20 protein-coding genes are annotated in these 25,938 nt (G+C 52.6%); 15 read left to right on the top strand and 5 right to left on the bottom strand.

Annotation, left to right across the window (positions count from 1 at the left end):
• Positions 1-164: 164 nt before the first annotated feature.
• Positions 165-602, bottom strand: a complete 438-nt coding sequence (locus tag LA756_RS22625; RefSeq protein ID WP_224436997.1) for a hypothetical protein — start codon at positions 600-602, stop codon at positions 165-167.
• 236 nt (positions 603-838) lie between these two features.
• Here LA756_RS22625 and LA756_RS22620 point away from each other — a divergent pair, with 236 nt between their 5' ends.
• From LA756_RS22620 to LA756_RS22610, 3 genes are all read left to right on the top strand, one after another.
• Positions 839-1,315 (top strand): hypothetical protein, encoded by a 477-nt coding sequence (locus LA756_RS22620; protein WP_224436996.1) that lies wholly within the window; start codon positions 839-841, stop codon positions 1,313-1,315.
• Positions 1,316-1,510: 195 nt separating this feature from the next.
• On the top strand, positions 1,511-3,028 hold the full coding sequence (locus LA756_RS22615; RefSeq protein WP_224436995.1) for a hypothetical protein: 1,518 nt from the start codon (positions 1,511-1,513) through the stop codon (positions 3,026-3,028).
• A gap of 191 nt (positions 3,029-3,219) precedes the next feature.
• Positions 3,220-3,921, top strand: a complete 702-nt coding sequence (locus LA756_RS22610) for a potassium channel family protein (protein ID WP_224436994.1) — start codon at positions 3,220-3,222, stop codon at positions 3,919-3,921.
• Here LA756_RS22610 and LA756_RS22605 read toward each other — a convergent pair.
• Complete coding sequence (locus LA756_RS22605; RefSeq protein WP_224436993.1) at positions 3,895-4,722, bottom strand: class I SAM-dependent methyltransferase; 828 nt, start codon at positions 4,720-4,722, stop codon at positions 3,895-3,897. The two genes, LA756_RS22610 and LA756_RS22605, sit on opposite strands and share 27 nt — an antisense overlap.
• A 141-nt stretch (positions 4,723-4,863) precedes the next feature.
• On the opposite strand from LA756_RS22605, the gene LA756_RS22600 reads away from it, so the two are divergent.
• Positions 4,864-6,306 (top strand): sulfatase, encoded by a 1,443-nt coding sequence (locus tag LA756_RS22600; protein WP_224436992.1) that lies wholly within the window; start codon positions 4,864-4,866, stop codon positions 6,304-6,306.
• A gap of 82 nt (positions 6,307-6,388) precedes the next feature.
• Here the strand turns inward: LA756_RS22600 and LA756_RS22595 are convergent, their stop codons facing one another.
• Both LA756_RS22595 and LA756_RS22590 read right to left on the bottom strand, forming a co-directional pair.
• Positions 6,389-8,080 (bottom strand): mu-protocadherin- cell-suface protein, encoded by a 1,692-nt coding sequence (locus LA756_RS22595; protein WP_224436991.1) that lies wholly within the window; start codon positions 8,078-8,080, stop codon positions 6,389-6,391.
• A gap of 47 nt (positions 8,081-8,127) precedes the next feature.
• Entirely contained in the window at positions 8,128-9,144 is a 1,017-nt protein-coding gene (locus LA756_RS22590) for an SgcJ/EcaC family oxidoreductase (protein ID WP_224436990.1), read from the bottom strand.
• A 306-nt stretch (positions 9,145-9,450) separates the two neighbouring features.
• Between LA756_RS22590 and LA756_RS22585 the strand changes: the two genes are divergently transcribed.
• The 7 genes from LA756_RS22585 to LA756_RS22555 all read left to right on the top strand — a co-directional run bounded on the left by LA756_RS22585 (position 9,451) and on the right by LA756_RS22555 (position 19,054).
• Positions 9,451-10,002, top strand: a complete 552-nt coding sequence (locus LA756_RS22585; RefSeq protein ID WP_224436989.1) for a sigma-70 family RNA polymerase sigma factor — start codon at positions 9,451-9,453, stop codon at positions 10,000-10,002.
• Positions 9,999-11,333 carry a FecR family protein gene (locus tag LA756_RS22580; RefSeq protein WP_224436988.1) on the top strand — a complete coding sequence of 445 codons (1,335 nt, stop codon included), beginning with the start codon at positions 9,999-10,001 and terminating at the stop codon, positions 11,331-11,333. Before LA756_RS22585 ends, LA756_RS22580 begins: the two co-directional genes overlap by 4 nt.
• A gap of 89 nt (positions 11,334-11,422) precedes the next feature.
• A complete protein-coding gene (locus tag LA756_RS22575) occupies positions 11,423-12,751 on the top strand; it encodes a sulfatase-like hydrolase/transferase (RefSeq protein WP_224436987.1) in 1,329 nt (442 codons plus the stop codon).
• 309 nt (positions 12,752-13,060) lie between these two features.
• Positions 13,061-13,597, top strand: coding sequence for a sigma-70 family RNA polymerase sigma factor (locus tag LA756_RS22570; protein ID WP_224436986.1), 537 nt, complete (start codon positions 13,061-13,063; stop codon positions 13,595-13,597).
• 18 nt (positions 13,598-13,615) lie between these two features.
• Positions 13,616-15,229, top strand: coding sequence for a LamG domain-containing protein (locus tag LA756_RS22565; protein WP_224436985.1), 1,614 nt, complete (start codon positions 13,616-13,618; stop codon positions 15,227-15,229).
• A 27-nt stretch (positions 15,230-15,256) separates the two neighbouring features.
• Positions 15,257-17,599 (top strand): PSD1 and planctomycete cytochrome C domain-containing protein, encoded by a 2,343-nt coding sequence (locus LA756_RS22560; RefSeq protein WP_224436984.1) that lies wholly within the window; start codon positions 15,257-15,259, stop codon positions 17,597-17,599.
• Between the two features lie 15 nt (positions 17,600-17,614).
• Positions 17,615-19,054: a DUF1501 domain-containing protein gene (locus tag LA756_RS22555; protein WP_224436983.1), complete on the top strand. Its 1,440-nt coding sequence runs from the start codon at positions 17,615-17,617 to the stop codon at positions 19,052-19,054.
• Between the two features lie 15 nt (positions 19,055-19,069).
• Here the strand turns inward: LA756_RS22555 and LA756_RS22550 are convergent, their stop codons facing one another.
• The gene (locus tag LA756_RS22550; protein WP_224436982.1) at positions 19,070-20,260 is read right to left on the bottom strand and encodes a XylR family transcriptional regulator; all 1,191 of its coding nucleotides are present in this window, start codon (positions 20,258-20,260) and stop codon (positions 19,070-19,072) included.
• A gap of 227 nt (positions 20,261-20,487) precedes the next feature.
• Between LA756_RS22550 and LA756_RS22545 the strand changes: the two genes are divergently transcribed.
• The 4 genes from LA756_RS22545 (at position 20,488) to LA756_RS22530 (ending at position 25,923) form a co-directional block, all read left to right on the top strand.
• Positions 20,488-21,405 (top strand): DUF1559 domain-containing protein, encoded by a 918-nt coding sequence (locus tag LA756_RS22545; protein WP_224436981.1) that lies wholly within the window; start codon positions 20,488-20,490, stop codon positions 21,403-21,405.
• Positions 21,406-21,498: 93 nt separating this feature from the next.
• Positions 21,499-21,909 (top strand): hypothetical protein, encoded by a 411-nt coding sequence (locus LA756_RS22540; protein ID WP_224436980.1) that lies wholly within the window; start codon positions 21,499-21,501, stop codon positions 21,907-21,909.
• Positions 21,910-22,061: 152 nt separating this feature from the next.
• The gene (locus tag LA756_RS22535; RefSeq protein WP_224436979.1) at positions 22,062-23,726 is read left to right on the top strand and encodes a Na+:solute symporter; all 1,665 of its coding nucleotides are present in this window, start codon (positions 22,062-22,064) and stop codon (positions 23,724-23,726) included.
• Between the two features lie 85 nt (positions 23,727-23,811).
• Entirely contained in the window at positions 23,812-25,923 is a 2,112-nt protein-coding gene (locus tag LA756_RS22530; RefSeq protein ID WP_224436978.1) for a glycoside hydrolase family 2 protein, read from the top strand.
• The last annotated feature ends 15 nt before the right edge of the window (positions 25,924-25,938 follow it).

The raw sequence follows: 25,938 nt of genomic DNA, 5'->3' as shown, positions 1-25,938 counted from the left end.
AGTTGGAAAGATGTACGTCGCCTTTACGAGTCAGAGAGAATCCGTACGAATACTGCAAACACGATTTCGGTTTCGCGCAGACCACTTGTGCCGTTTAAAACGGTTACAAGAAAATTGGCTTTTCGCCGCAACAAAAGCTGACTCGCAATGCCAGTCCGCGAGAACTAGGCCAGCACCTCAAAGGTGGCAAACGCGGCTTCTATCGCGTTGACATCCATTGGATTGGTGTTGGTACCGGACAGCGAATCTTGCGTCATTTGAGCACGAAACCGCTGTAGCTCGGCCTGCATTTGATACGTTTCCAACGCCCCGATGTCGACTAACACTTGCGCGAGCGGTGTCGTTCTTTCAACTTGCAGCGACAAGAGATCACGGATATCGATATCAGAAAGTACCCCGATCTGAACCGCGAGTTGACCGAACGATTCGTTGGTCACGCTTTGAAGACTGAGAATCTGAAACACCTGACGCATTGAAAGACGTCGTGTTTCAATTGCCAACGAGCCAATCTGTGGTCGCGTCTCAAGTTGTCGAGAAACAGCCTGAATAAACTGCGGCCCCGTGATGAGCTCCTTCCGAAGCAGGTAGAGTGCGAAGTGCATGAAACGAGTCCTAGACAAGACGTTGCAATCGCAACGCGGGACAACGAGGGGTACTCTTAAAACTTGGGGTCACTTCACCCCCCTAGCAACTTGATTCTGCCGTAAAATCGACCTCCAAGCGACCTGCACAACGGAAACCATTCAGCATCTATCGATTGATCCGATTATCCACAAAGCTGAAACGCCAACGCCGCGACGGGAATGCAGATACGTTCCGATCGACTAGAATGACCGCCATGGATGAGATTAATGCCTTTCACGAATCGGGACATGCGCTGCTTTCTATATTGGTCGGAGCCAGGGTCAAGCATGTCACCCTAGAGCCAGACTGGGATGATGGCCCGGAACGGTTTGCGGAGATTCAAGTCGAGTGGCCGCTCGACCAATTCAGTACCAAGCAGCTGCAACAGAATATGGTGATGGTAGCTTTGGCCGGGCCTGTTGCAGAAATGCTACACACCGGCGATCCATTCCACCCCGGCCATGTTCGCGAATGGGCAGCCGATTGGAACGCCGCCTGGCATGCCGCTAGTAGCCTGTTTCCCAACGAACGGCAAAGGATGGTTTTTCTCGAGCGTTCCACCCAGGAAATCTATCGCCTGTTCAGCGAAGATCATCATTGGGCGGCCCTGGGGGCGATTGTCGATAACCTGTTGGCCCACGAAACACTTGAAGGTGATGACGTGGAAGAGATCGTTAGAACTTGGCTTTAGCTTCCCGCACGGTTTGTCAAATCGGCTCGAAATGGCGGTCTTGGCCCGTTTTCTGGAGCATCTCTTCATCAATTCTTTTTTAGTAGATCGCCGCGAAACCGAGGTTTCGCCATGGCATGGGCTGGTAATTGGCCTCGAATGGGATTCTCATAGTAGTACGGTTTAAGCTAACGATTAACTTCAGGAGTAACTTCCATGCCTCGGCTTTTTCTTTGCGGACTTCTCGCACTTCTGATGGGCGGCCTGATTCATGCGACCGGCCATGCTCAGTTCCATGAACTGACCAAACGGATTCCAGACGGTGCCAACACCATCTTCTTTGTCGACGTCAACAAGCTGCACAACAGCCCGCTCGGCAAATCGCAGAACTGGCGTGGCCAGCATGAAAAAGCCTTCGAAGCAGGCATCGACGCCGTACCTCCGCAAGCGGACGAATTTGTTGCCTCCGCGAAATACGACTTCGCCACCAAGACAGCCGACTGGCAGGTCGGACTGATGAAGTTGAAATACGATGTTTCGCTCCCCAAAGTCGCCGTTCGATATCAAGGGACAACCGACTACATTTCCGAACGCCCTGTCGCCGTTCTGCCTGGGGACATCTTTGTTGTCAAATTCATGGAGAACATCATCGGCTACGGTACGCCTGCCACGCGCCAAGATGTTGGTCTTTGGATTAACCGCTACTACGACAACTCACTCCGCGGTTTGAGACCGTACCTTGCTGAAGCGGAATCGTTTGCCGACGCCGGTTCGCCCATCATCATGGCATTGGATCTGACCCATTCCGTTTCCCCTGAAATGGTTCGGACTCGTCTCGACTCGATGGAAACATTGAAGGGCAAGAAGCTAGACTTCGACAAGCTGGCGAAAGCGTTAGCAAGCATCCGCGGTATCTCCCTTGGCGTTACCGTTCAGCAAGACATGGTCGGTGCCGTGAAAGTCGACTTCAGCGAAGACATCTCGATGCTCGGCGACTTGGCCAAACCATTGCTCCTAGAGATCCTTGGCAACCAAGGCATGATGATCGACGAAATCGAGTCATGGAATGTCACCATGAACGACAAGCGAATCCAACTTACCGGTCCACTCTATCCAAGTGGCTTGCGACGAATCTTGAGCCTGATCGAAACACCGCCAGCACTTCAAGAAGCGACGCAAAAAGCTGCGGCCGAAGGAGGCACTTCCGAAGAAGACGAAAAGAAGGCGACCACTATTGCCGCGTCCAAAATCTATTACAAGTCGGTCGTGTCACTTCTCGACGAGCTACGAATCAAGAAGAAAGACCGCAAGACAATGGGGCAAATCGCTGTCTGGTACGACAAGTACGCCCGCAAGATCGATCGTCTTCCGATTGCCAACGTCGATCCCGACTTGCTGAACTACGGCAAGTACGTTTCCGAAAGTCTTCGTACCGGCCAATCGCAAGTTACCGATGCCGCAGCCAGAAGCCGTGTCCGCCAGAACAACGTTCCCGAACAATACGATATCACCACGTATTCCACGCCAATCGGTGCCAACTGGGGCGGGCAATATAACTGGAATGGCTGGCAAGCGACTCCAGATTGGCAGCGAACCGGCTCCCTGCAATCGAATGTCCGTATGGAAGAACAGATCAAAGGAGCTCGTTCGGCAAACGATGTTCTCCGCGACATCGAAAATGCGACCGCCGACATTCGCCGTCACATGACCGAAAAGTACGGGGTCGAATTTTAGTACACCCGTTTGCTCCTGAAGATTAACAGAGCATTCATCAAGCACTCGAAAGCTCGCATCGACAATTGCCTCGATGCGAGCTTTTTGTTTAACCAAACACTGAGATGAGCATTCCCGCTACGAATCGACTCGAATCCGTTACAATACGTAGCCATCCATCCATAGGAAACACCGATACCTATTGAGCAGCAATGAAGACCGATTCCTCTGAAACCCGTGGCAACGAAATTCGATTTTCATTGCTTCTCGGCGCGTTAGTCGTTGCGGCGGTCATCGGACCGCTACTGGAAGAAACCCAACTTGGCGAATTCATTCAAATCGGATGCTTGACGCTCGTCTTCGTCGCCGCTGTCATAATCAACTGGCGACATCGCGTGCGGCTTTCATTGTTTGGTGTAGCAGCCACGATCACGCTTATCCTCCATTGGTCGTCGCTTCTTGTTTCCAACGATGAAGTCTCGATCGCTCGCTTTGCGTTTAGCTTTCTATTCCTTGGCGTTACTGCGGCGATGCTACTTCGTTCGATTGTCTTGAACTACAAAGCAACACCTGACGCAATCCTTGGTGCCATTTGCATTTATCTTTTACTGGGCCTCATGTGGGCATTAGGATACTCGGCGGTCACCTATATCGAACCGAACGCATTCGACATTCCTGGAAGCGTCGATTTTGCCAGTGCGAAAACTCACCCCAGCTTCGCGACGCTGATCTACTTTAGCTTTGTCACAATGTCGACGCTGGGCTATGGGGATATAACCCCGCAAACCGATCTTTGCCGCACGTTGGCTTGGACACAATCGGTGACAGGGCAGTTCTATCTTGCTATCCTTGTCGCCCGGCTTGTCAGTATCTTGCCAAACAAAGAATCAGCTGCCGCCGAATCCGAAGAGTAATAATTGCCCAATCCTGCGAAAAGGAGCGATGCGTCGCGTCCTCTCAAAAGCGGTTCGCATCAGCCAACTAGCTTTGGACGTATGCTGCTGTAGCCCGTCAGTGTTTTCGACGATCAGTCGTAGCCCTGGTACTTGCGTTTCTAATTGCTCGGGATCGTTGACGGCCCAGCGTAGCGTCTCCTTGGTCTGACGCATGATGGGAAGCCGGTTCAGCCATGCTACGCCAAGCCAGTTGTACGCATCGAAGGCAATTTGTCCGGTATCGAAGTGCGTCACGAGGTCGCCCAAAAGTTGCTTGGCGTTTTCTGCGGTGAAGTACGGTAAGACACCTTCGGCGACGATCAGCGTCGGACGATCAGACCGAACATCCGTTAGCCATTTTCGATCTAAAATCGAGGCACCAATCGATTGGCACGTTGATGGTTCGCCGAGGACTTGCTGCCGCAGCTTGATAACCTCGGGGAAATCGAGTTCCCACCAAGAGCTGTCATCTACGTGTCCGATCCGTTGCCGACGGCAGTCCAGTCCGCATCCGAGATGAACGACCTGACCGTTGGCGTGCTGTGATAGAAATTCTCGAGTCCAATCATCCAGTTGTTTCGCCCGGACAGCTAGTGCGATTAGCGCGTTATGAGAAAGCCCAAACGTCGAGAAATCGTAGTCGATTTGCTGAACTGCTTGAAACGCATAGCGATCTTCAAGGATCGAATCGGGGAACTGGCTCTCCAGCGATTTTCCGTAAAGCGTGATTAGTAACGTCTTTTGAAGTGACGTCAGCGAACTGGGAAGTGGCGATTTCACGAAGGACCGGATTGGGATTCACGACTTATTTGATTACGATCTAGACAGTCCTACCTTAATGTATTTGTGAATTTCTGTTTCAGGCGTTTCGCCATGTTTCACGAAAACTCTCCCTCACCCTCTTCGACGAGAAGTTACGTCATGCATGTGAAATTCTATTCGACTTTACTGTTGTTCGCCGTTGGAGCACTGCTCTCGTTCGGTTCGACGCTTCACGCGGAAGAGTCTTCGCGACCGAACATCCTCTTTTTATTCACCGACGATCAGGCCCCCTGGGCATTCGGAGCTTCCGACTATCCGCATGCGGTTACGCCAAACATGGATTCGCTGGTAAAGGATGGTGCCTATCTGCCGAATGCATTCACGGTAACGCCGGTTTGCAGTCCTTCTCGGGCATCCCTTATTTCGGGACGATATGGTTCGGAACTTGGCATCCAAGACTGGATCCATCCCAAAACCGAACCCAACTTAGGACTACCGATCGATACGACAACGTGGGTTCAACTTTTACAGCATTCAGGCTATCACACAGGCCTTGTCGGTAAATGGCACTTGGGAACTCCTGACAATATGCATCCGACGAAGTTCGGTTACGACTACTTCATGGGTTTTCGGACGGGAGGTGCTCCCACGAAAAATCCAACCCTGGAGAAGGATGGCAAAAACGAGAAATTCACGGGCCTCACCACCGACATCTTGACCGACTACGCCCTTGAATTCATCAAGAACCGTACCGACGCCCCTTTCTGCTTGTCGGTACACTACCGTGCTCCGCATACGACGTGGCTTCCAGTTGCCGACGAAGATTGGGCACCATTCGCTGATCTTGATCCTACGATCCCCAACCCAGATTACCCCAACTTGAACGTTCCTCGCGTCAAAAAGATGACTCGCGAGTATCTTGCCAGCGTCGCCGGGGTCGATCGAAATATTGGTCGAATCTTAAAACTGCTCGAGGAAACAAACCTGGAGGAGAACACGATTGTCATCTTCTCAAGCGATCATGGCTACAACATGGGGCACAACGGCATTTGGCACAAAGGAAACGGCCACTGGGTCCTAACAAAGAACCCACCGGCAACCAAGAACATTCCCAATGGTCAGCGGCCGAACATGTACGATAACTCGATCCGAATTCCCACGGCCATTCGTTGGCCTGGCGTGATTTCCCAAGGAACCGTGATCAACGAAACCGTTTCGAATCTCGATTGGTTCCCAACCATTCTGGCCATGGCAAACGTCTCGATCCCGGAGAACGTCAAGCTCTACGGCGAAAGCTTCACTCCACTGCTAAAGGGTGAAGAAGTGGAATGGGACAACGACTTTTACGCCGAGTACAGCACCAAGCACCAGTCTCGAACGCACATGCGGATGTATCGTACGCCTGAGTGGAAGTTGATTCGTGACTATTTAAACGAAGGACGCGACGAGCTTTATCACTTGACCGAAGATCCTGCCGAGTCGCAAAATTTGATCGACTCGGATTCGGCTGAGGTTCAAGCAATCGTGAAAGAACTGGATGCGAAAATCCTTGCCAACATGAAAGCCATCAACGATCCCGTTTTGAAAACGATTTCGCACTAAACCTGTTTAGGTATGGGCAACAATAAAAAAAGGCGACCTCAGCGAGGTCGCCTTTTTCGTGAATCATCGGTGGGATGCAAGCCTATTGAGCTGGCTGGGCATCGCCTTCTTCCGGTTCCGGCAACCGCACCATGAGCCACGTCTGGGTATCTTCCTGACCAAAATGAACCAAAGCGGTTGCTTCGTCCTTGGTCAAATTGTAGATCCCCGTTTCCATCACGATATCTTCGTTTTTACCATCCGCAAATTGCCAGGCAGCACGTTGCGTCTTCTGATCGACCATTCCCTGCAGTGGTCGATCTTCTCCGGTGATATCGTTGTAGAACGTACCAGCAATGATCCCTTCTTTGCTCACCGCAAGCTGAACCATCATTCCGCTATCGGTCGCTGATTCTTCCGCAATCGCAAACACACCAAGCGGCATCCATTCGACTTTCGCCTCGTCGACATCTTGCGGAACGCTCTCGGCGATGTTGACGGCCTGATCATAGTACTGATCGGCAGACGCATACTGTTGGTCGTTCACGTAGACGTAGTTGTCACGGTAAACGACTGTCGAGCCGTAATCGTACGTGTACGGCTGCGGCCAGGCACTCCATGCGAACCAGGTTCCAAACGCCGCCCACGTTGCCGGACGCCAACACCAATGGGAAGGATATCGGTCCCAGTTGTTGTGCCAGTGCCAGCCATGGTCGTGATGATGATGGTCACCATCCCACCAATCGCGATCGAACGGACGGCGATCTTTGTCGATGTTCGTCCACTTGTTGCGGATGTTGTTGATATTGTTTTCACGATCGATCTTATTGCCGATGTTGACATTGATATTGTTCCGGTCGCCCCCAATATCAATACGGTCGCCTCCTCCGATGTTCGGACGATCATCTGGGCCAGGACGATTTGGGAAACGATCGCCAGGGTTACCGTTGTCAGGCCGATTGGGGAACCGGTCTCCACCGTTGTCAGGTCGATTTGGGAAACGGTCGCCTGGGTCTGGTCGATCGCCATTGCCGGGACGGTTCGGGAATCGATCTCCCGTGCCAGGCCGATCCCCAGTTCCAGGACGATTTGGCAATTGAGGTCGCGAATCGCCTCCTCCTGGTTTGCCCGGCAAGTCGAGGAAGTCCTTCAAGTCGTTGCTACTTGGTCGTGAAAAGCCCGGATCGATACCGCCTGGTCGCGAGAAGTTCGGACGATCGCCTGTGCCAGGTCGCGTAATGCCAGGTCGATTCGTGTCTCCTCCGCCAGGACGAGTAATTCCGGGGCGGTTTTCACTGGAGCCACTTCCGGGGCGTGTGATCCCAGGACGATTCGTACTCGAACCGCTGCCTGGTCGCGTCACGCTCGGACGAGAAACATCAGGGCGGCTGATACTTGGCCGGTTACCACTTCCCGTCGAAGGTCGCGAAATGCTTGGCTTGCTGCCGGTGCTCGGTCGGCTAATCGTGGGTCGACTGCTTGTCGGCCGATTGATCGACGGTGAAGAAGGTCGGCTCACGGAAGGCCGACTGACCGAAGGTCGACTCACCGATGGGGATGGTCGACTTACCGAGGGACGGCTCACAGACGGACGACTCATCGAGGGTGTCCGAGAGCCGCCACTGGGGCGAGAAATGGAATGGCCTCCTCCACCGATCGACCGGCCGCCTCCGCCCCCGCCTCCAATAGAGCGTCCTCCACCGCCACCTCCGCGGCCGCCACGAGCAAATACATCACCCACGACCAGCGAGCTCACCATGGCCATAACCACGAGCGTTGTGAAATTTATCTTCATGGAACGAGTCCTTATATTCAAAATGCTTTGAGCGAGAAACGTGCTCACTACTCAGCGCGGATGATGGTGATCGAAGAAACGTTGGGAAGCAGTTCACCGTCGACTTGACGTCCGATTGTTTTGAACTGCACAGTATTCTCGTCGACCAAGTCATAGATATTCGTCGAAGATCCGCGTCGTCCGTCAGGTAGGACGTTGAGTGATTGAACCGTCCAACGGCTTCCTTGCTGGGTCCAGCGACCGACACCAAATCCACCGTCCGAATCAAACGTCCAGGAACGAATCGCCCCAACGCTCGGATCCCAACCGATCACCTGGGTTCCTTCAAAGTCGACGACACCATCCATGAACACGCGGAAAGTCCGCACGATGAAGTTTTGGTTCGTCGTCCAGCGGCTACTCGTTTCAACCGTCACGTCATCTTCCGAGTCGTCTACCCACGTCCCAATCATCCATTGAAGTGGCTGCAAACGTTCGTAATGACTAGGGGCAGGTTCAGCAGGCGCGTCTTCCTTAACGCTATCGATCCGCCAGCCTTCTGCCGTTTTCACGTGAAAGGCTTCGTAAATCGTTTCGCTCGGCTCTTGCTCTGGTAGCAGAACGCGAGCCACTCCCGTTTCCGAGGCAACGTGCGGCGAAAGCAACTTGATCTGCGTATCCACTAGCTCCAACTTGACCCCGGCATTCTGTTCAAAGTACGCCGTAAAGTCTTCTTCCAACGCCGCTCGTCCTTTCAAGACATCGCCAGATGGAGTTACAAACTCGCCATCAACGGTCCAGTGCTGGGCCAATGCTTTGGCATCTCCCTTGTTGAACGCCTCGGCGTACGAGTCGATCGCCTTCAAAATGGCCGACTCGTCCTCGTTAAGCACGAATTCAATCTCAACGGTTGCCTCTCCCACGCTCAACGTTTCCGCATCCGCCGTCGGTTCCGGCTCTGGCATCGGCGAGCTTTCCCCGGCCGGAGCCTCAGGGGCAGCCGGAGGAGCAGGTTCTGTCTCTTGAGACCAACAAGGGCTCGTGAACATCAGTATCACGAGCAGTCCCGAAGCAATTCTTTTCATAAGGCACCTAAGCAGATGGGAAGAAACCAAGCGGTGTGCGTACCAAAGAGCGACAAGTCGTTGCCAAACAACATGGTGGCGAACTATCCGAGCGTCTCCTCATAACTTACCGCTCGCACGGAGCTCGTGCCACGTTCGCCTTAAATTTCGCCAATTTTTCACCCGGTTGCCTGCCTCCCGTCGTAGATCACCACGATGGCATCCCCACAGATGCCCCAGCGTGCGATTTCCAGAGATCTTCTTTCTTTGGGATCTGCGGAGAATTATTCATCAGATCTCGTAAATCGGGGCTGATATATTCGTACTATGGACGCTCCCTCAGGCTCTCAATCCAATTCGACAGGGCTTTCGCCCGATTTCGCTCAGCACCTGATCGCTAGTCAGAGTGCCCTTTATGCGTTTATTGCCTCGTTGATGGGTGGGGTTTCCGAGGCCAACGACGTCCTGCAGGAAACCAATTTGAAACTTTGTAACAAAGCTGCTGACTACGATCCGACGCAGCCATTCCTACGATGGGCCTACGTCTTTGCCCGATTCGAGGTAATGGCCTGGAGGAAACGCCAGGCTCGATCTCGCTTGGTTCTCGACGACGAATTGGTCGCGGTAATTGCGTCCGACTGGGAAGGCAATGCCCAAGATGCGGCCCAGCAAATTACGGCATTGGAAGGCTGTTTGGAGAAACTACCGAAGAAGCAGCGAGATCTTCTCGACGCTCGTTACGGCCGCGGCGAGGCGGTTCAAGATATCGCCGCTCGGCAATGTCGCACCGAAAATGCCATGTCTGCGTTGTTCTACCGCGTTCGCAAGTCGCTCGCGGACTGTATTGAATTGGCACTCCGCCGGGAGGCCTACGAATGAAAAACCTTTCTGAATTTGTCAATCTGTGCAACACGGTCCTCGAAGGCAACGCAACAGCTGCGCAATTAGAGCAACTGCGAGAGCTTCTTCATCGAGACGAAGCCTACCGTCACGCTTACCAGGAACAAGTCAAAGTCCACGCCTACCTGACATGGCAACATGGACGTGCTTCGATCAACGAGCCGATTGTCACGCCCCCAATCTCCACTTCGCCAGCGAAGCCTCGTAACTGGGCCGCACCGATGCTCGGCCTGGCGTTGTCGCTGCTGATCGTCGTCGGGGGCATAACGACTTGGTGGCAATGGAATCTTGCTCGCGTTCCTCTCGTTGTGATCTCTTCAACCGATCCAACCTATGTCAAAGGCGCTAGAGTCTTTTTGGATTCGGTTCATCTACGACAAGGAACGTTCCGATTTCGTCTCGATTCAGGGGCGGAAGTCGAAGCGGTTGGCCCGGTCGACTTCGAGTTACTAAGCGATATGCATCTGCGGATTGTCCAAGGGAGTGTCACCGTGGATGTCGGAGACGACGCCATTGGCTTTCAAGTCGACACGGCAGAAGCCAATATCGTCGACCTTGGTACTCGGTTCGGCGTTTCGGTCTCTGACGCAGGGCAAACCGATGTGGTGGTGTTTGAAGGTGAAGTCGATGTTCATCCCCCCTCGGCGAAACCACAACCCAAAGACCGAATTGCCAACTTGAAGGAAGGGGAGGCGATCCGAATTGACAAGTCGAGCGTTCCAAAGCGGTTGACAAGTGTCGTGATTCGGGGCGACTGGAACGAGGTTCTGGAAGGGAGCAACCATCCTTCGCCTGTGATTGTTGATCTGACCGATAACGGCGTGCATAAGCAAGAGAATCGATGCTACAGCGTTCGGGCTGGCGGGCTCCGTCCCTCGACTCGAAGTTACGTAGGACTGGGACGACCGAAATGGGAGCCGATGCCCGGCCAGGCGTTTCCCGAAGATATGCTGGGAGCGGACGTGGTCCTGATGTATTCCCGCGATCGCTTCTATCCTCAGTTAGAGTACTATTTGCACGTCTCGGCACCGAGCCGCATTTTTGTCTGGCACGACAGTCGTCTTGCTACGCCAGATTGGCTGACCGACGAGTTCCAAAAGACCGACATGAAACTTCGCAGCAGCCCCTGGCACACCTCCAACGATATCGTCTCGGACTTGGACAATTTCGATTCGGACGAAGTCTTTGTGGAATACGAAGTCTGGCAACGTGATGTGCCTGCCGGCATCGTGACGCTGGGCGGAAATCACAACCGATCTCGAAGTTGGCGCTTCGCCATGTATGGCATCGCCGCCAAAGCACTCGACTAACGCATTCACCATCCAACGCTTTTCCCAGCCACAGTAACTTTCCGGACTTGCCGGCCATCCAAGCTTTCCCGTCTCAAGGTGCCACGTTCATGAAAAATTTCTTGCTGACTTGCCTGACGGCCGCGATCTTTGCGTGCCCTAGTCTGGGAACTTCCCTTTTTGCCGCGGAGAGTAAACCTGCCAAGCCAAATGTCGTAATCCTCTTTTCCGACGATGCTGGCTACAACGAGTTTTCGCTTCATGGGGCCGAACTCTTTCCCACGCCGCGGATAAACTCGATCGCAGCCAACGGAATCCGATTCACCAACGGGTATGTTTCCGGCACCGTTTGCAGTCCTTCCCGGGCCGGTCTTTTGACGGGGCGTTATCAAAATCGGTTTGGCCACGAGTTCAACATTCCGCCGGTTTATAGCGAAACCAACGGTCTTCCGCTGGAAGAGACAACGATTGCAGATGTCATGCAAAACGCAGGGTATCGCACGATCGCTCTTGGGAAATGGCACTTGGGCTATGCTCCTAAGTTTCATCCCATGGAACGAGGCTTCACGGACTTCTATGGTTTCCTGCAAGGAGCTCGAAGCTATTTTCCGTTAGAGAAACCTACCCGTTTGAATCAGTTGCTGCGCGATCGCGAACCGGTTCGACCTGAGAAGTTTGAATACATGACCGACGAGCTCGCTCATGCCGCGGCGGAGTATATTGCTGACAGCAAAGATCAACCGTTCTTCATGTACGTTGCTTTCAACGCGATCCATACCCCGAATCATGTCCTTCAATCAGATTTGGACCAGGTCGGCAGCGATTCGCGAAAAGCCAAGCATCGAGCGATGACCATTGCGTTGGATCGAGCCGTGGGCGTTGTGCTGGATGAACTCGAGAAACAAGAGATCGCCGACAATACCATCGTTATTTTTCTGAATGACAACGGCGGAGCGACCGGGCATGACAACACGCCGCTGCGAGGCAAAAAGGGCTCGGCATGGGAAGGAGGGATTCGCGTTCCCTTTGTTATGCAATGGCCAGCTCGATTGCCCAAAGGCAAAGTGATTGACGAGCCTGTGGTGGCGCTCGATATCTTTCCGACAGCAATGGCTGCGGCTGGCGTTTCTGAGACGAGTGGCAAGCCGCTCGACGGCGTCGACCTGATTCCGTTTCTTACCGGGGAATCGAAGACGCCTCCACACAAGACGCTGTTTTGGAAAAGCGGATCGAATTGGGCCGTTCGAGATGGCAATTGGAAGTTGGTCGTCGCATCCGGCGGTTCCGGCCAACCGGAGCTTTATGACCTGCAGAAAGATCCCGAAGAGCAAGAAAACCTTGCGTCAAAGTACCCAGAAACTGCACGAAGTATGCATGAAATGTACAGGTCCTGGAAGACAAATTTCCCGGCTCCAACGTGGGGTGTTAAGCGAAAATAGCCCTAGAGAAGGTCCCAAGTTAATGCCGCCTGAATCGCTTTCCATCTGCCAAAATGGAAAGCGATTTTTTCTTGCCAAGCGGTCGAACTAGTATCTATCAGGAACTTAGCGATCGGCATAAACACTTTTCGAGTCACTATTTACGGCAACATGAATTGCCATAAATCGGCCCTTTCGCCAACGACCTACGCGGTGTGTTTTAAACGAAAAGCGTGGTCGTCATCGAAAAACGTGCGGGGAATTCTGGTGCCACCGGTAGAATAACTAGTGTGACAGATTCCTCCCTTCCGACCCGCCTACCGTCTATTCATGGCAGAATCTCGTTCTGAACAGCGTGACCCGACATCCTTTGTCGAAATGATCGTCAAATACGAGCGTCCCTTGATGCGCTACATCCGATCATTGCTGCCAAGAATCGACGATGCGGAAGAAGTTTGGCAGGCCACAGCGATTGTGCTTTGGGAGAAGTTCGACGAGTTCGATCACGAGCGCGAATTTCTGCCGTGGGCTCAGAAATTTGCTTATTTCGAGTCTCTGAAACAGCGTCGTAAAGTGGCTCGAGATCGCATGGTGTTTTCCGAGAGCGCCATGCAAGCGATCGCGGACACCCATGCCGCTTCACAGGACAAATTGGACCTGCGAAGCAAAGCACTTCTGAAGTGCATGGAATCGTTGGTAAGTGGTGACGTTGCGTTGCTTCGATCTCGCTACGACTCCAATACGACGATCGGCGAACTAGCAACAAAAATGAATACAACGGCGAAAACCCTTTATCGCCGATTAGATCGAATACGTGACAAGTTAGCTCAATGTGTCCGTCGCCGTATCGCTACGGTAGAAGAATAGTCTGGACAAAAGCGTAGTATGACCGACCGACTGACACTTCAACTCGAACGCGAAGCTCGCCAGGCGATGGATCGTCTTAGGGATGATCTGCTTTCGGAGCAAGAGTTCTCTGAGCTGGAAAATCGCCTCACTTCGGATGACGCCTTCCGTCAGGCTTACGTGGAGCAGTCGGCACTCGATAGCGAAATTGAAAACCAGCTCGGCTCATATCCAGAAATCAACTTGAAAGAAGTCCGTCATGCATCGCGCAAATGGAGCACCGCTTTGGCGATTGCTCTTTCAGTGCTCGTACTGCTGGGGATTTCCAACTTGCTTCTGATCGATCAATGGAAAGTTGCTCTTTTCGGCGATCCAATGCTGAAGTTCACCGAAACAGAACTGATCGGCCAAGGTCCCATCGCTATTGTCACCAATCGTAGCGAAACGTCTGACTCGGAGTCCCCGCTGAGAGTTGGCGATCGAGTCAAGCCAGGCGCGTTGCGGTTAAATCGTGGTGATCTTCAACTCGAGTTTCTCTCCGGCGTTCGCGTTCAGCTGATTGGCCCCGCCGAGATCCATCTGCTTTCCGAACATCAGGCGACATTACTTAGCGGGCAAGCAGGGGTGGTGACACCTCCCAACGCCGAGACATTTTCGCTTAACGGTCCAGTATCCGCAGTTGCGAATGGACCAAGTGAATTCGTTTGTCGGGTCACCAACGACCGCGAGGACATCGATGTCTTTCGTGGTGAAGTGATGGCTTCTTTACTGGGCCCTTCCGGAGACACACTCGTCAACGAGTTGATTGCTTCTTCCCACTCCGCTAGTTTTGCCGCAGGAAAGTTGGAAGTTATCGCGAAAGACTTTTCAAACGTAGACCGTGTCGATGTGCTGCCGGTTGACGACCTCTACCTGAATTCAACCGATCGCTACGCTGAACTTGTCAAAGCAGACAACCCGCTTCTTTATTGGCGATTTGAAGATGGTGATCTGCTTGGCGATCGCGTCCGAAACCATATGTCGGATCGATACCATGGCCAGATTCATTCTTCCGAAGGTCAATCCATCGAAGTAGCACAAGGGAGAATCGAATTCTCCAAAAGCAACAAGTCTCGCTATCTCGGAATTTCCGAACCGATCGAAGGAATCAACGCTCGCGATTTTTCCGTCGAATTTTGGGTTCGTGCGGATCGAATGCACTGGGGCACATTCATTGGATTGCTGCCTGTCGAACAGATGGATCCAACGAAGGAGAGCCATCTGTATATGATCGAATATGCGAACCAAACGAATGTTGTCCATCGACCAGCAACGATCCGTACCCTCTTTCGCTACCCACCGACGACCTATGAAGGGGGAATCAATGTATTCAGTCCGAATTCATGTACGCCTGGCGTCTGGACGCATGTCGTAGCCGTAAGAACGCTGGACTCCATTCGCTTGTACTGCAATGGCGAGCTTCAGTTCATTCTCGATGACCTCGATTTTGACGACAATGCTTCCTATGAAGTGGTACTTGGACAACTCGACTCCTACCGACCAATGCGCCAGTTCGAGGGGCAAATTGACGAAGTTGCGATCTATACGAAGGCGCTGACCGAACAACAAGTTCGTCGCCACTTCGAAACAATCGCAGGCACTCCTCAGTCCTAATCGATCCTTTTAGCCGAACACCCTGCCATGATCCGCATGTTCCCACGTTTGATTGTTCTGCTGGTTGCCCTCCTGTGTGCTTTCGTCGAAGGTACCGCAGTGGCGGAAAAGCCGATCGACTACAATCGAGACGTTCGCCCGATACTTTCGGAAAACTGCTTCTATTGCCACGGTCCTGATCCAGACCACCGGAAAGCAGATCTACGTTTTGATGAAGAAGAGGCTGCCAAAGACTACGCGATCGTTCCTGGAGATCCAGAATCGAGCGAGTTCTTTGCTCGAATCATTGCTGATCATGACGAAGTGATGCCTCCGGCTGATTCCGGCAAAAAGCTTTCTGCCGAGAACATCGCGACATTGAAACGATGGATCGAAGAGGGAGCTCAATACGACAAGCACTGGGCGTATGTTCCTCCTCGTTCCCATCCCTTACCGGAAGTAAAAAACAGCAGCTGGCCCACCAGCGACATCGACCAGTTTCTGTTGGCCAAGATGGAATCCGAAGGTTACAAACCTTCTCCAGCGGCAGACAAAGTTACGCTTATTCGACGTGTCACATTCGACCTTACGGGACTTCCACCGACACCTGAGGAAGTTCAGGCATTTGTCGAAGATGATTCGCCGAACGCATTTGAGAAAGTCGTAGATCGTCTGCTTGCCTCGGATCGTTACGGCGAACGGATGGCCATGTATTGGCTCGACTTGGTTCGCTTCGCCGACACCGTTGGGTATCACGGCGATCAGGACCACAACATCTCGCCATACCGAGATTACGTACTGGATGCGTTCAACGACAATCTGCCGTTCGATCAATTTACCCGCGAACAACTGGCTGGTGATCTTCTGCCGAATAGTACGATCGATCAAAAGATCGCCTCAGGCTACAACCGCTTGCTGCAAACGACCCACGAAGGGGGACTCCAGGAAAAAGAATACCTGGCCATCTATGCAGCCGATCGCGTTCGGAACGTATCGCAGGTCTGGATGGGTGCCACCGTTGGTTGTGCCCAGTGCCATACTCATAAGTATGACCCCTACACGATCACAGATTTTTACTCGCTGGCCTCCTTCTTCGCCGACGTCGATGAAGCGAAGCATTTTAAAGTTGGAACGAATTCACTTCCTACGAAGCGTCCCCCAGAAATCAAAGTGCTCTCGAAGCGTGAGCGCGATCAACTCGCCCAACTCGAATCGGAACTTTCTAAAGCGAAGGAAACGGACGAGCAAGAAACCAAACGACTCCAAAAGCAGATCGAGGCTCTAAATAAATCGGCCCGACTGACAATGGTCACCGAATCGGTCGAGCCCCGTGTTATGCGAGTTCTTCCCCGCGGTAACTGGCTTGACGACAGCGGCGAGATTGTGACACCTTCGATTCCAACGTTCATGGGAAGTGTGAACGCCTCCGACGACCGGGCGACGCGTCTTGATTTGGCCAACTGGCTGGTCGATCCCGAACAAGGATCAGGCGGACTTACCGCTAGAGTGTTCGTTAACCGTCTGTGGTATCTGTTATACGGCGTCGGCTTGTCTTCTAGTCTCGGAGACTTTGGTGGGCAAGGAGAACCACCAGTACATCCCGAGTTGCTCGATCACCTTGCCATCGACTTCTATTCCCATGGATGGGATATCAAGCGAATCGTGAAACAAATGGTGATGACATCGGCTTATCAACAATCGTCTGACACAAGTCCGACAATACGCCAGGCCGATCCTTACAATCGCTTTTACACGCACCAAACACGACATCGACTGCCTGCCGAAATGATTCGCGACAATGCGTTGGCGGTCAGCGGCCTTTTAAATTTGGAATATGGCGGACCGAGCGTCAAACCTTACCAACCAGACGGTTACTATCGGCATCTCAACTTCCCACAACGCAAGTACCATCAGCACAGCGACGACCGTCAGTGGCGACGTGGGGTTTATGTGCATTGGCAGCGTCAATTTTTGCATCCTAGCTTAAAGGCATTCGACGCACCGACTCGGGAAGAATGCACGGTCGAACGTGCCCGTTCCAATACACCATTAGCCGCACTTGTGCTTCTGAACGATCCGACCTACATCGAAGCCGCGCGTCAATTCGCAACGCGCATCCTGTCGCAAGATTCGAAAACCGATGATGCCTGTCTCGATGCGGCATTTGAGCTGGCTCTTTCTCGTACGCCCGATTCGGACGAACGGGAGATCCTTCTTCAAATCCTCAACGACAATCGCGAAACTTATCGCGACGATACAGAAGCGGCTGCCAAACTATTGGAAATTGGGTTGAAGCCTACCGACAACTCGTTGGAAGTGGCCGAGCTTGCAGCGTGGACGCAAGTGGCCCGAGTCATTTTCAATCTCGACGAGTTCATCACACGAAACTAACAAGCGAAACAGAACATGTCTGATTTTCATCCTATGCAATTAAATCGACGTACGTTCCTGTCTCAAGCAGGTGTTGGCCTGGGTTCCGCTGCGTTAAGTTCACTTCTCGCACGCGATGGACTTGCCGCCAAAACGGGCGAATCGAGCGGAATCCCCGGTCAGCCAGGGCTTCCGAATCTGCCGCAGAGAGTCAAGCGAGTCATCTTCCTCTGCATGTCAGGCGGTCCGTCCCATCTGGAAACCTTCGACCATAAACCGAAGCTATCCGAGATGAACGGCAAGGCATTTCCTACTTCGTATACCGAAGGTCAGCCGATCGCTCAGCTCCAAGGGAAAGAACTGAAATGCCTCGGGACAATATCCAAGTTTCGCAAGTACGGAAGTAACGGACAGGAAATCAGCGATTACCTTCCTTGGCATGCCAAGATGGCCGATGATATCTGCATCGTCCGCTCGATGGTAACCGAACAAATCAACCATGATCCCGCTCACACATTTATGAATACGGGGACGGTCATCAGTGGTCGTCCTTCGATGGGTGCTTGGGTCAATTACGGAATTGGCTCCGAGACCGACGAACTTCCTGGGTTCGTCGTGCTCAGCAGCGTTGGCGGAAGAAATCCTCAACCAATCGCTTCGCGCCAATGGGCAAGCGGATTCCTGCCGAGCAAGTACCAAGGCGTTGAATTTAGTTCGACCGGCGATCCGGTGAACTATGTTCGAAATCCCAACGGTGTAAATGCTTCGCAGCAACGGCGACTTGTTGATGCAATCGGCGATCTGAATCGTCACCGCCAAGCCGCGCATAGCGACCCCGAAATTGCGAGCCGGATTGCGGCCTATGAAATGGCTTTCCGGATGCAAATGTCGGTCCCTGAACTAACCGACATGTCCGACGAACCGCAGAGCATCCTCGACATGTACGGTGCTACTCCCGGTGATGGTTCGTACGCCTCAAATTGCTTGCTCGCTCGTCGTCTTGCTGAACGGGGCGTCCGGTTTATTCATCTCTACCACCGAGGTTGGGACCATCATGGTGGGCTGAATAAGTATATGGATGTCTGTAGTGGCCTCACCGACAAGCCAACGTATGCGTTGTTGACTGATCTTAAGCAGCGGGGAATGCTGGAAGACACGCTGATCATTTGGGGTGGCGAATTTGGCCGTACACCGATGTCGCAAACCGGCAAAGGTGATGTTGGTCGCGATCATCACATCAAAGGGTTCAGTATGTGGATGGCAGGGGGCCCGATCAAAGGCGGTACGACCTACGGGGCGACAGACGACTTAGGGTATCACGCAGTTCAAGATGTCGTTCATGTTCGCGATCTCCACGCCACGATGCTGCACTTGCTGGGAATCGATCACGAACATTTCAGTGTCAAGTTCCAGGGTCTCGACATGCGGCTAACAGGCGTCGAGCCAGCGAAAGTCGTGAAGGGCGTCATCGCCTAAAGATACCGATATCGTCTATCTTGCTCGTGTACGAGAGCGGTACTTGAGCGGTGCGATTCCGTATTCGCCGCGAAAGACGTTCGTCATGTACTCTGGGGTTCCGAAGCCTGACATCGCGGCAATCTTAGACATCGGAAGATCGGTCATCACCAGCAAGTCACGAACTCTTGCCATTCGGAGCCGTCGAATTTCTGTCAATGGAGTTCGACCGAACACCTCCTGAAATTTACGTTCCAGGACTCGCCGCGTTACGAGTGTCGCTTCCGACACCTCAGCTACCGTTAGCCCCGTTTCATACGCGTGACTTCGGATGTAGCGAACAACACGTGAAAGCTCAGGATCGTCGATTGCCAACGCTTCGGTCGAATGACGCGTGTTGATTTGAATCGGGCCGATTTGCTCGGTGCCTGCCTCATCAACACCACCTCGCATTAACGTATCTAATCTCTCAGCCGCACGATGACCGATCTGCTCGGAAGAAACCAAAACGCCAGACATCGGAGGCGTTGTGGCCGTGCACAGTAGCTCGTCGTCATCCCCCGCCAAGACAGCAACCTCATCTGGGACAATGATGTCTCGTTGACGGCAAACGTCCAAGACTTGTGCTCCGGCACTTGTAGCCCAAGTAAAAATGCCAATCGGTTTCGGCAAGTCAGCCAGCCATTCGCCCAGCATCTGCATGCGACCACCCCAACTGCTTCGAGTCATTGACGCAGGCACATAGTTGAACATGCGGCATGGAGCTCCTTGGCAACTTGCTTCCACAGCCTGTCGAAACCTTGCCGCATGATCCCGGACGTAGGGGCGTTTAAGAGGACCAACGTACGCGAATTCTCGAAATCCACGATCAAGAAAGTGTTCGGCCGCCAGCTTAGCGGTTGCCTCATAGTCGGTCGTGACGCAAGGAAACTGGTTCCCCGATAACTCAATCCCGGAAATATTGATGACCGGCATGCCTGCCTGGGAGAGCTCTTCGGCGAGCGAAGGGGTCGAAATCCGCGCGATAACGCCATCTCCAGCAAACCCGGCCGGAAGGTGAAAGGGCTCGTCTTGCCCCCGGGGCTCAATCCATAGTCGCCAGGGCCCCTGCTTATCGACGTACGAAGTGACACCACGGATCAATCGTCGCCCCCACTCGGTAGAGGTGTCAACCAAGATCGCTACGTGAGGTAACTCATCTACCAATAACGACTTATCGTCATTCATTGTTGGTACCTCAGTGCATCCTTGTACGACTTAACCCTGTCTAAATTCACTTGGCGAAGACAAATCGACGCATTTGCACAGAAATTATACGCATTTGCTACTTTCGTCGTAGCAGAGTGACAGATATTTTTTAGACAAAGAATCATTTTTGCCGTTAAAAGGCACTTTGTTCTTCGCTTTTCACCCTTATCTGTCTCCATCGTTACTCGTCGCTGGGAGGAAACTTTATGTTTGCTCGTCCTATCTCACCGAGCGTCCGTCGCGCTTTCACGCTGGTTGAACTCCTCGTCGTCATCGCCATCATTGGCGTGCTGATCGCATTGTTGTTGCCTGCCGTTCAACAGGCCCGTGAAGCTGCTCGACGCATGCAGTGCACCAACAATCAAAAGCAACTTGGTCTCGCGATGCACAACTATCACGACACCTACCAAAAATTTCCGCCAGGTTATTTTGTCGGCGTGAACCAAACAGGAACGACTTATAACTACAAGCGTTACTGCTGGATGCAATCGATTCTTCCATTTATCGAACAAGCAGCTCTGGCCGATCTTCTCCAGCCTCAGATTAATGCTCAAGATCTTCCCTGGACATGGAACGGACGAGAGACGGTTATCGAAGGGTTTATGTGCCCTTCCGAACCAACTGCCCCCAAGGTGAACACCCGAGGCTTTCATGGAAACTACCTGGCCGTGCATGGAGGGCAAAGCTTGAAGCATGGCGACAACGATCGTAACGCACTAGGCATGTTCTATGTCGAGTCGACCACTCGATTCGCAGACATTACCGACGGCACAAGCAACGTGGCAATGCTCGGGGAAACGATTCTCGTTCCTGACGACAACGACCGCCGCGGTGCCTACTACATGACTGGCTGGAACACCGCGAATGCCACGTTGGCACTGCGTGATACTCCTAACTCGACACTCCCAGATACCGGCAACTCGTCCGCGATGCAGGATTACAAGTTCGCGCCGTTTCAACACTCAAGCGACTGGGTTCGGGTCAATGCTCGAAGCTTTCATCCCGGTGGCGTAATCATCACACGCGCCGACGCATCGGTTCGCTTTGTCGGAGAAACGGTCGACCTAACGACATACCGTAACTTTGGTAATCGTGCCGATGGCCAAGTCTTAGGCGAGCTCTAAACGAACTCGTCGATTCAAAATTGCACGAATCCACCCCAAGTTTGATTCGTGCGATCTTTACATTCGATCATGCTCACTCGAAGGATTCGCTCTGTGTTTTTTCGATCTCTGTGTACGCTTTTCGTTGTCACCATGTTGGCTGCCGTGGGCTGCTCTCAAAATGATGGCCCGCAAACCTACCCCGTTTCCGGTACGGTAACCTACGAAGGAAAACCACTGAAAGAAGGCCAAATCGCGTTTATTCCCGACACGACGAAGGTCAACGTTGGCCCTCCTTACAGCTGTAAAATTGTCGACGGCAAGTTCTCCGGCAAGTCGACTCCCGGCATCAAAAAGATCGAAGTGTACGGCTCTTGGGAGACCGGTGAGATGATGCAAATGGACGATGGCAGTGGACAAACGCCGGTGCGAAAGGCTATTCCTTCAAAATTCAACGAACTCAGTGAAATTGAAATCGAGTTGAAACCAGAAGCTAACGAAGACTTGGCAATCGAACTAAAATAGTCCCAAATTCGCCAGATCTTTTGACTCTTCAAGCGTTGCGAGAGCAGGGCGAATTCTTCTAACTTTGCCGTGCGGACTTCTTCGATTTGACTTCGATTGACTACGCCGTTCTTATCTGCTGCGTTCTAGGAACGTTCAGCATCGGAGCGGTATTGAGCCTACGCGTAAAGACGACAAGTGACCTGTTTACTGCCAGCGGCCAATCACCGTGGTGGGCTGCTGGCCTAAGTGGTTTTATGACCATGTTCTCGGCAGGTACATTTGTTGTTTGGGGAGGTATCGCATATCGACTCGGCATCGTCGCGATCCTTATTAACTTCTGCTACGGAATCTCCGCGATACTTGTCGGATATTTCGTAGCTGGTCGCTGGAAACGGCTCGGCATTCGCACCCCTGCTCAGTATGTAACACTGCGCTTCGGGACGACGGCTCTCCACTTTTACACTTGGACCATGATGGCCTATCGGCTTATCGGGGTCGCTGTGGCGTTGTACTCTCTCGCGGTGCTTATCTCCGCGTTAATGCCACTTCCGCCTGAGAATATGCTGCGTGATCCTACGACTGGCAATATCGCTATCATTTGGGGGATTGTTCTCTTTGGCGGATTGGTTGTCATTTACACAATGCTCGGAGGGCTCTGGGGCGTGTTAATGACGGATGTCTTTCAGTTCATTATTTTGAATACTGCTTTGATCTTCACGATCCCATTGATCTTCGCGGATCCTGCAGTGGGTGGGCTAAGCGGACTTATTGAAAACGCTCCTATTGGATTCTTCTCCCCAACAGCAGACAAATACACTTGGTATTTTCTTGCAGGCTGGTGTGCGATTCATTTTTTCATGGTCGGAGCCGAATGGGCCTTCGTCCAACGTTTCCTTTGCGTGAAGTCTGAGATAGCCGCACGCAAGAGCTGCTATCTGTTTGGTGTACTGTATATCATCAGTCCCATCTTGTGGCTGACGCCGCCGCTACTTTATCGTCTGATCGAACCTATTCCGCCAAACGCGACAGATAGCGAGATCATGCTCCTGGCTGAAAATGCGTACGTCCGGGCATGTCAACATGTTCTTCCCGTTGGCATGGTTGGCATGATGGTTGCCGCCATGTGCTCGGCGACGGCCAGTATGATTAGTTCACAGCTGAATGTCTTCGCAGGCGTATTGACCGAAGACATTTATCGAAATCGTTTTCCGAAAAGCAATGAGACGAGACTCCTTTGGGTCGGCCGATCTATCACATTACTACTCGGCATTGTTCTAATCGGTTTAGCTCTGCTCGTCTCGAATCTTGGCGGGGCCGAAAAAGTAATCGTCACCGTGACCAGCTTAATGGCAACGGCACTACTTGCACCGTCGCTTTGGGGACTCTTCTCACGAAGCCTAAAAAGCTGGGTCATGTGGCTGACCGTGTTGCCGACGTTCGTCGCTGGCCTGATTGTTAAGTTCGTCCTGCAAGATCGTCTTGTCTCGTGGGGTAGTCTTCCTGATTTGTTTGTCGGTGTTATTTTGCCACTTGGTATCCTGGCCATCGCATCACGATTAAGCCGGACCGAAGCCCCAGGCTGGGCCAAATTGGAAAAACTCTCAACGAACGCATCACCAACGAATCCAATTTCTGAACGTCGCGACGGTTCATCAGACGCGTTGCCTTACTTTGTTATCTCGAGCGGGCTCTTATGTTGCGGATTTGGGATGGGGGTTGTTGTACTGGCCAACCGTACGCACTCAGTAACATTGATGGCCTATGCATTCACACTACTTGCTTTAGCAGCTGTTGTTGGGGGCGTTGCGTGGCGTGAAAAACGACATAGCAACTAGCAGGATGATGCACTGTTTGGATTGGACTATGATAGAAGTCAACGACGTAGTTTTCCTAATGGCTCTTTCTTCGTAAGCTTGCTTCATGGTCTCTCTGCACCGTCCCACGATCATGGTTTCACTCGCCCGGTTTGCTGTCGTTATCCTTCTCGTATCAATTGCCGAATCGGCACATGCAGAGCACGTAGTTAACCTGACAGGCTCTTGGCAGTTTGCGATTGACTCCACCAATCGAGGCGAAAAGCTAGGCTGGCAAACGCCTCCCGATGAATGGAACGGTCAAACATATGTCAAAGCAACCGGCTGGGACATTGTCCAAGTGCCTCATTGCTGGAACGTCGATCCACGGTATCAGTACACCGGCACAGCGTGGTACCGAAAGACTCCAAAGCTTCCCAAATTTTCGTCCGGCAGCGTCACACGTTTGATCTTTGAGGGTGTCTTTTATCGCTGTCGCGTTTGGGTCAACGGCTCGCTCGCTGGTTCTCACGAAGGAGGCTATACGCCATTTGAAATTGACGTCAGTAAACTTGTTCGACCAGGCGAGTACAACTTTATCGTGCTCGAAGTCGACAATTCATGGGACGACTCAACCATGCCGGGTTCGATTCCTGGCCCTTTACCCCGGCACCAGGTCTACCCTTGGTGGAACTACGGCGGGATTCGGCGTCCCGTAAAACTCGTCGTTCACGAGCCCGTGTTTCCTCAACGCCAACGGATTGTCACTAAACAAACCGAAGAGGGCAGGGGAGTAGAGATCGAACTAACGACGTGGGTTCGCAATGCCACAGATCAGGATGCGGCCGTCGAATTGAACTGGACATTGGTGACGCCCGATGGCTTGCAATTCGATCCGAGAGTGACGGCGAACAGTTCCGGAAGAACGATCCCTGCGGGTACCTGTCAACCGATTTCTCTTCAAACCACGCTACCGCTCGATCAGGTAAAACTCTGGTCGCTCAATGCCCCTCAACTTTACCGCAGCAAAGTTTCCATTGCCGCGGAAGGGCTGGAATTGGAAGATCGTTTCGGCATTCGCTTTCTAGAAATCAGCAATGGCGAGTTTCGACTTAATGGCGAACCTATTCGCATTGCGGGGGCCAACCGAGTCATGGACCACCCGATCCACGGTTCGTCCGACCCACCCGATGTTGTTCAGCAGGACGTTGCCCTTCTCCAAGATGCTCATCTGCGATTTTCACGCCTTCAGCACTATCCTGTCAGCGAATCGCTGCTTGATTGGGCTGATGAACGTGGCCTCTTAATCATCGCCGAAGCAGGCAACTGGCAGTTTCCGCCGTCGCATCTTAGTAGCCCCGAAATGCGTGCCACCTTTCAGCATCAGATGTGCGAGATGGTGGAATCATCCGAAAATCATCCGAGCATCATCGCATGGAGCGTGGGTAACGAATATCCTTCGTGGAGTCAGGAAGGCGTCGCATGGACGCGTGACATGTACGAGTTCACAAAGTCGCTTGACACAACACGACCGGTGACCTTTGCTGCTATCGGTGGCTCCCTCGATCATCTTGGCACGAAGTCAGAGATTCCTGAAAGCTTCGACTACGTCGATTTCATTTCCATCAATCTTTATCACGGTAGTACGCTCGGCAAAAACCTGGATCGCTTGCATTCCCGCTGGCCCAATAAGCCGATCTTCATTTCTGAATTTGGGGCACGCTCCGACTTTGTTACCGACGAGACTCAGCGGATCGAGCGTTTTCGAGAATACTTGGCCCCGCTCTTAGAACGACCCTACGTTTGCGGACTGGCCTACTGGACACTGAACGATTATCGCAGTCGCTTCCCCGGAACCAATCCCAACGGATATCGTCCGTGGGGACTTGTCGATGCCGATCGAGTTCCTCGTGAACTTTACAAGGCAATGGTCGACGATTTAGCGCCTGCAACAATCGAGATCGACACGGACTCGAAAACCCAACTCCGAGTCACCATCATGGCCAAGAAGGCTTTTCCTCAACAAACCTTGGAAGGTTTTCAACTTCAACTCACTCGTGCAGATAGTGATGAATCACTGCTCACCGTTCGCTGCCCAACGCTGCATCCTGGAGAGTCGAGAACTCTTGAATTGGCTCTTCCCGCAGATACACACGGAGAGGACTTCGCCATCAAGGCGAAACTATTCAACGACTACGGTTACACGGCTGCACAAGCGATATCGAAAGTTTCGCCGTAGTACGCCCGGATTACG

This window comes from Bremerella sp. TYQ1 (assembly GCF_020150455.1).
GTDB lineage: Bacteria > Planctomycetota > Planctomycetia > Pirellulales > Pirellulaceae > Bremerella > Bremerella volcania_A.
This window is presented reverse-complemented; position numbering and strand designations above follow the sequence as displayed.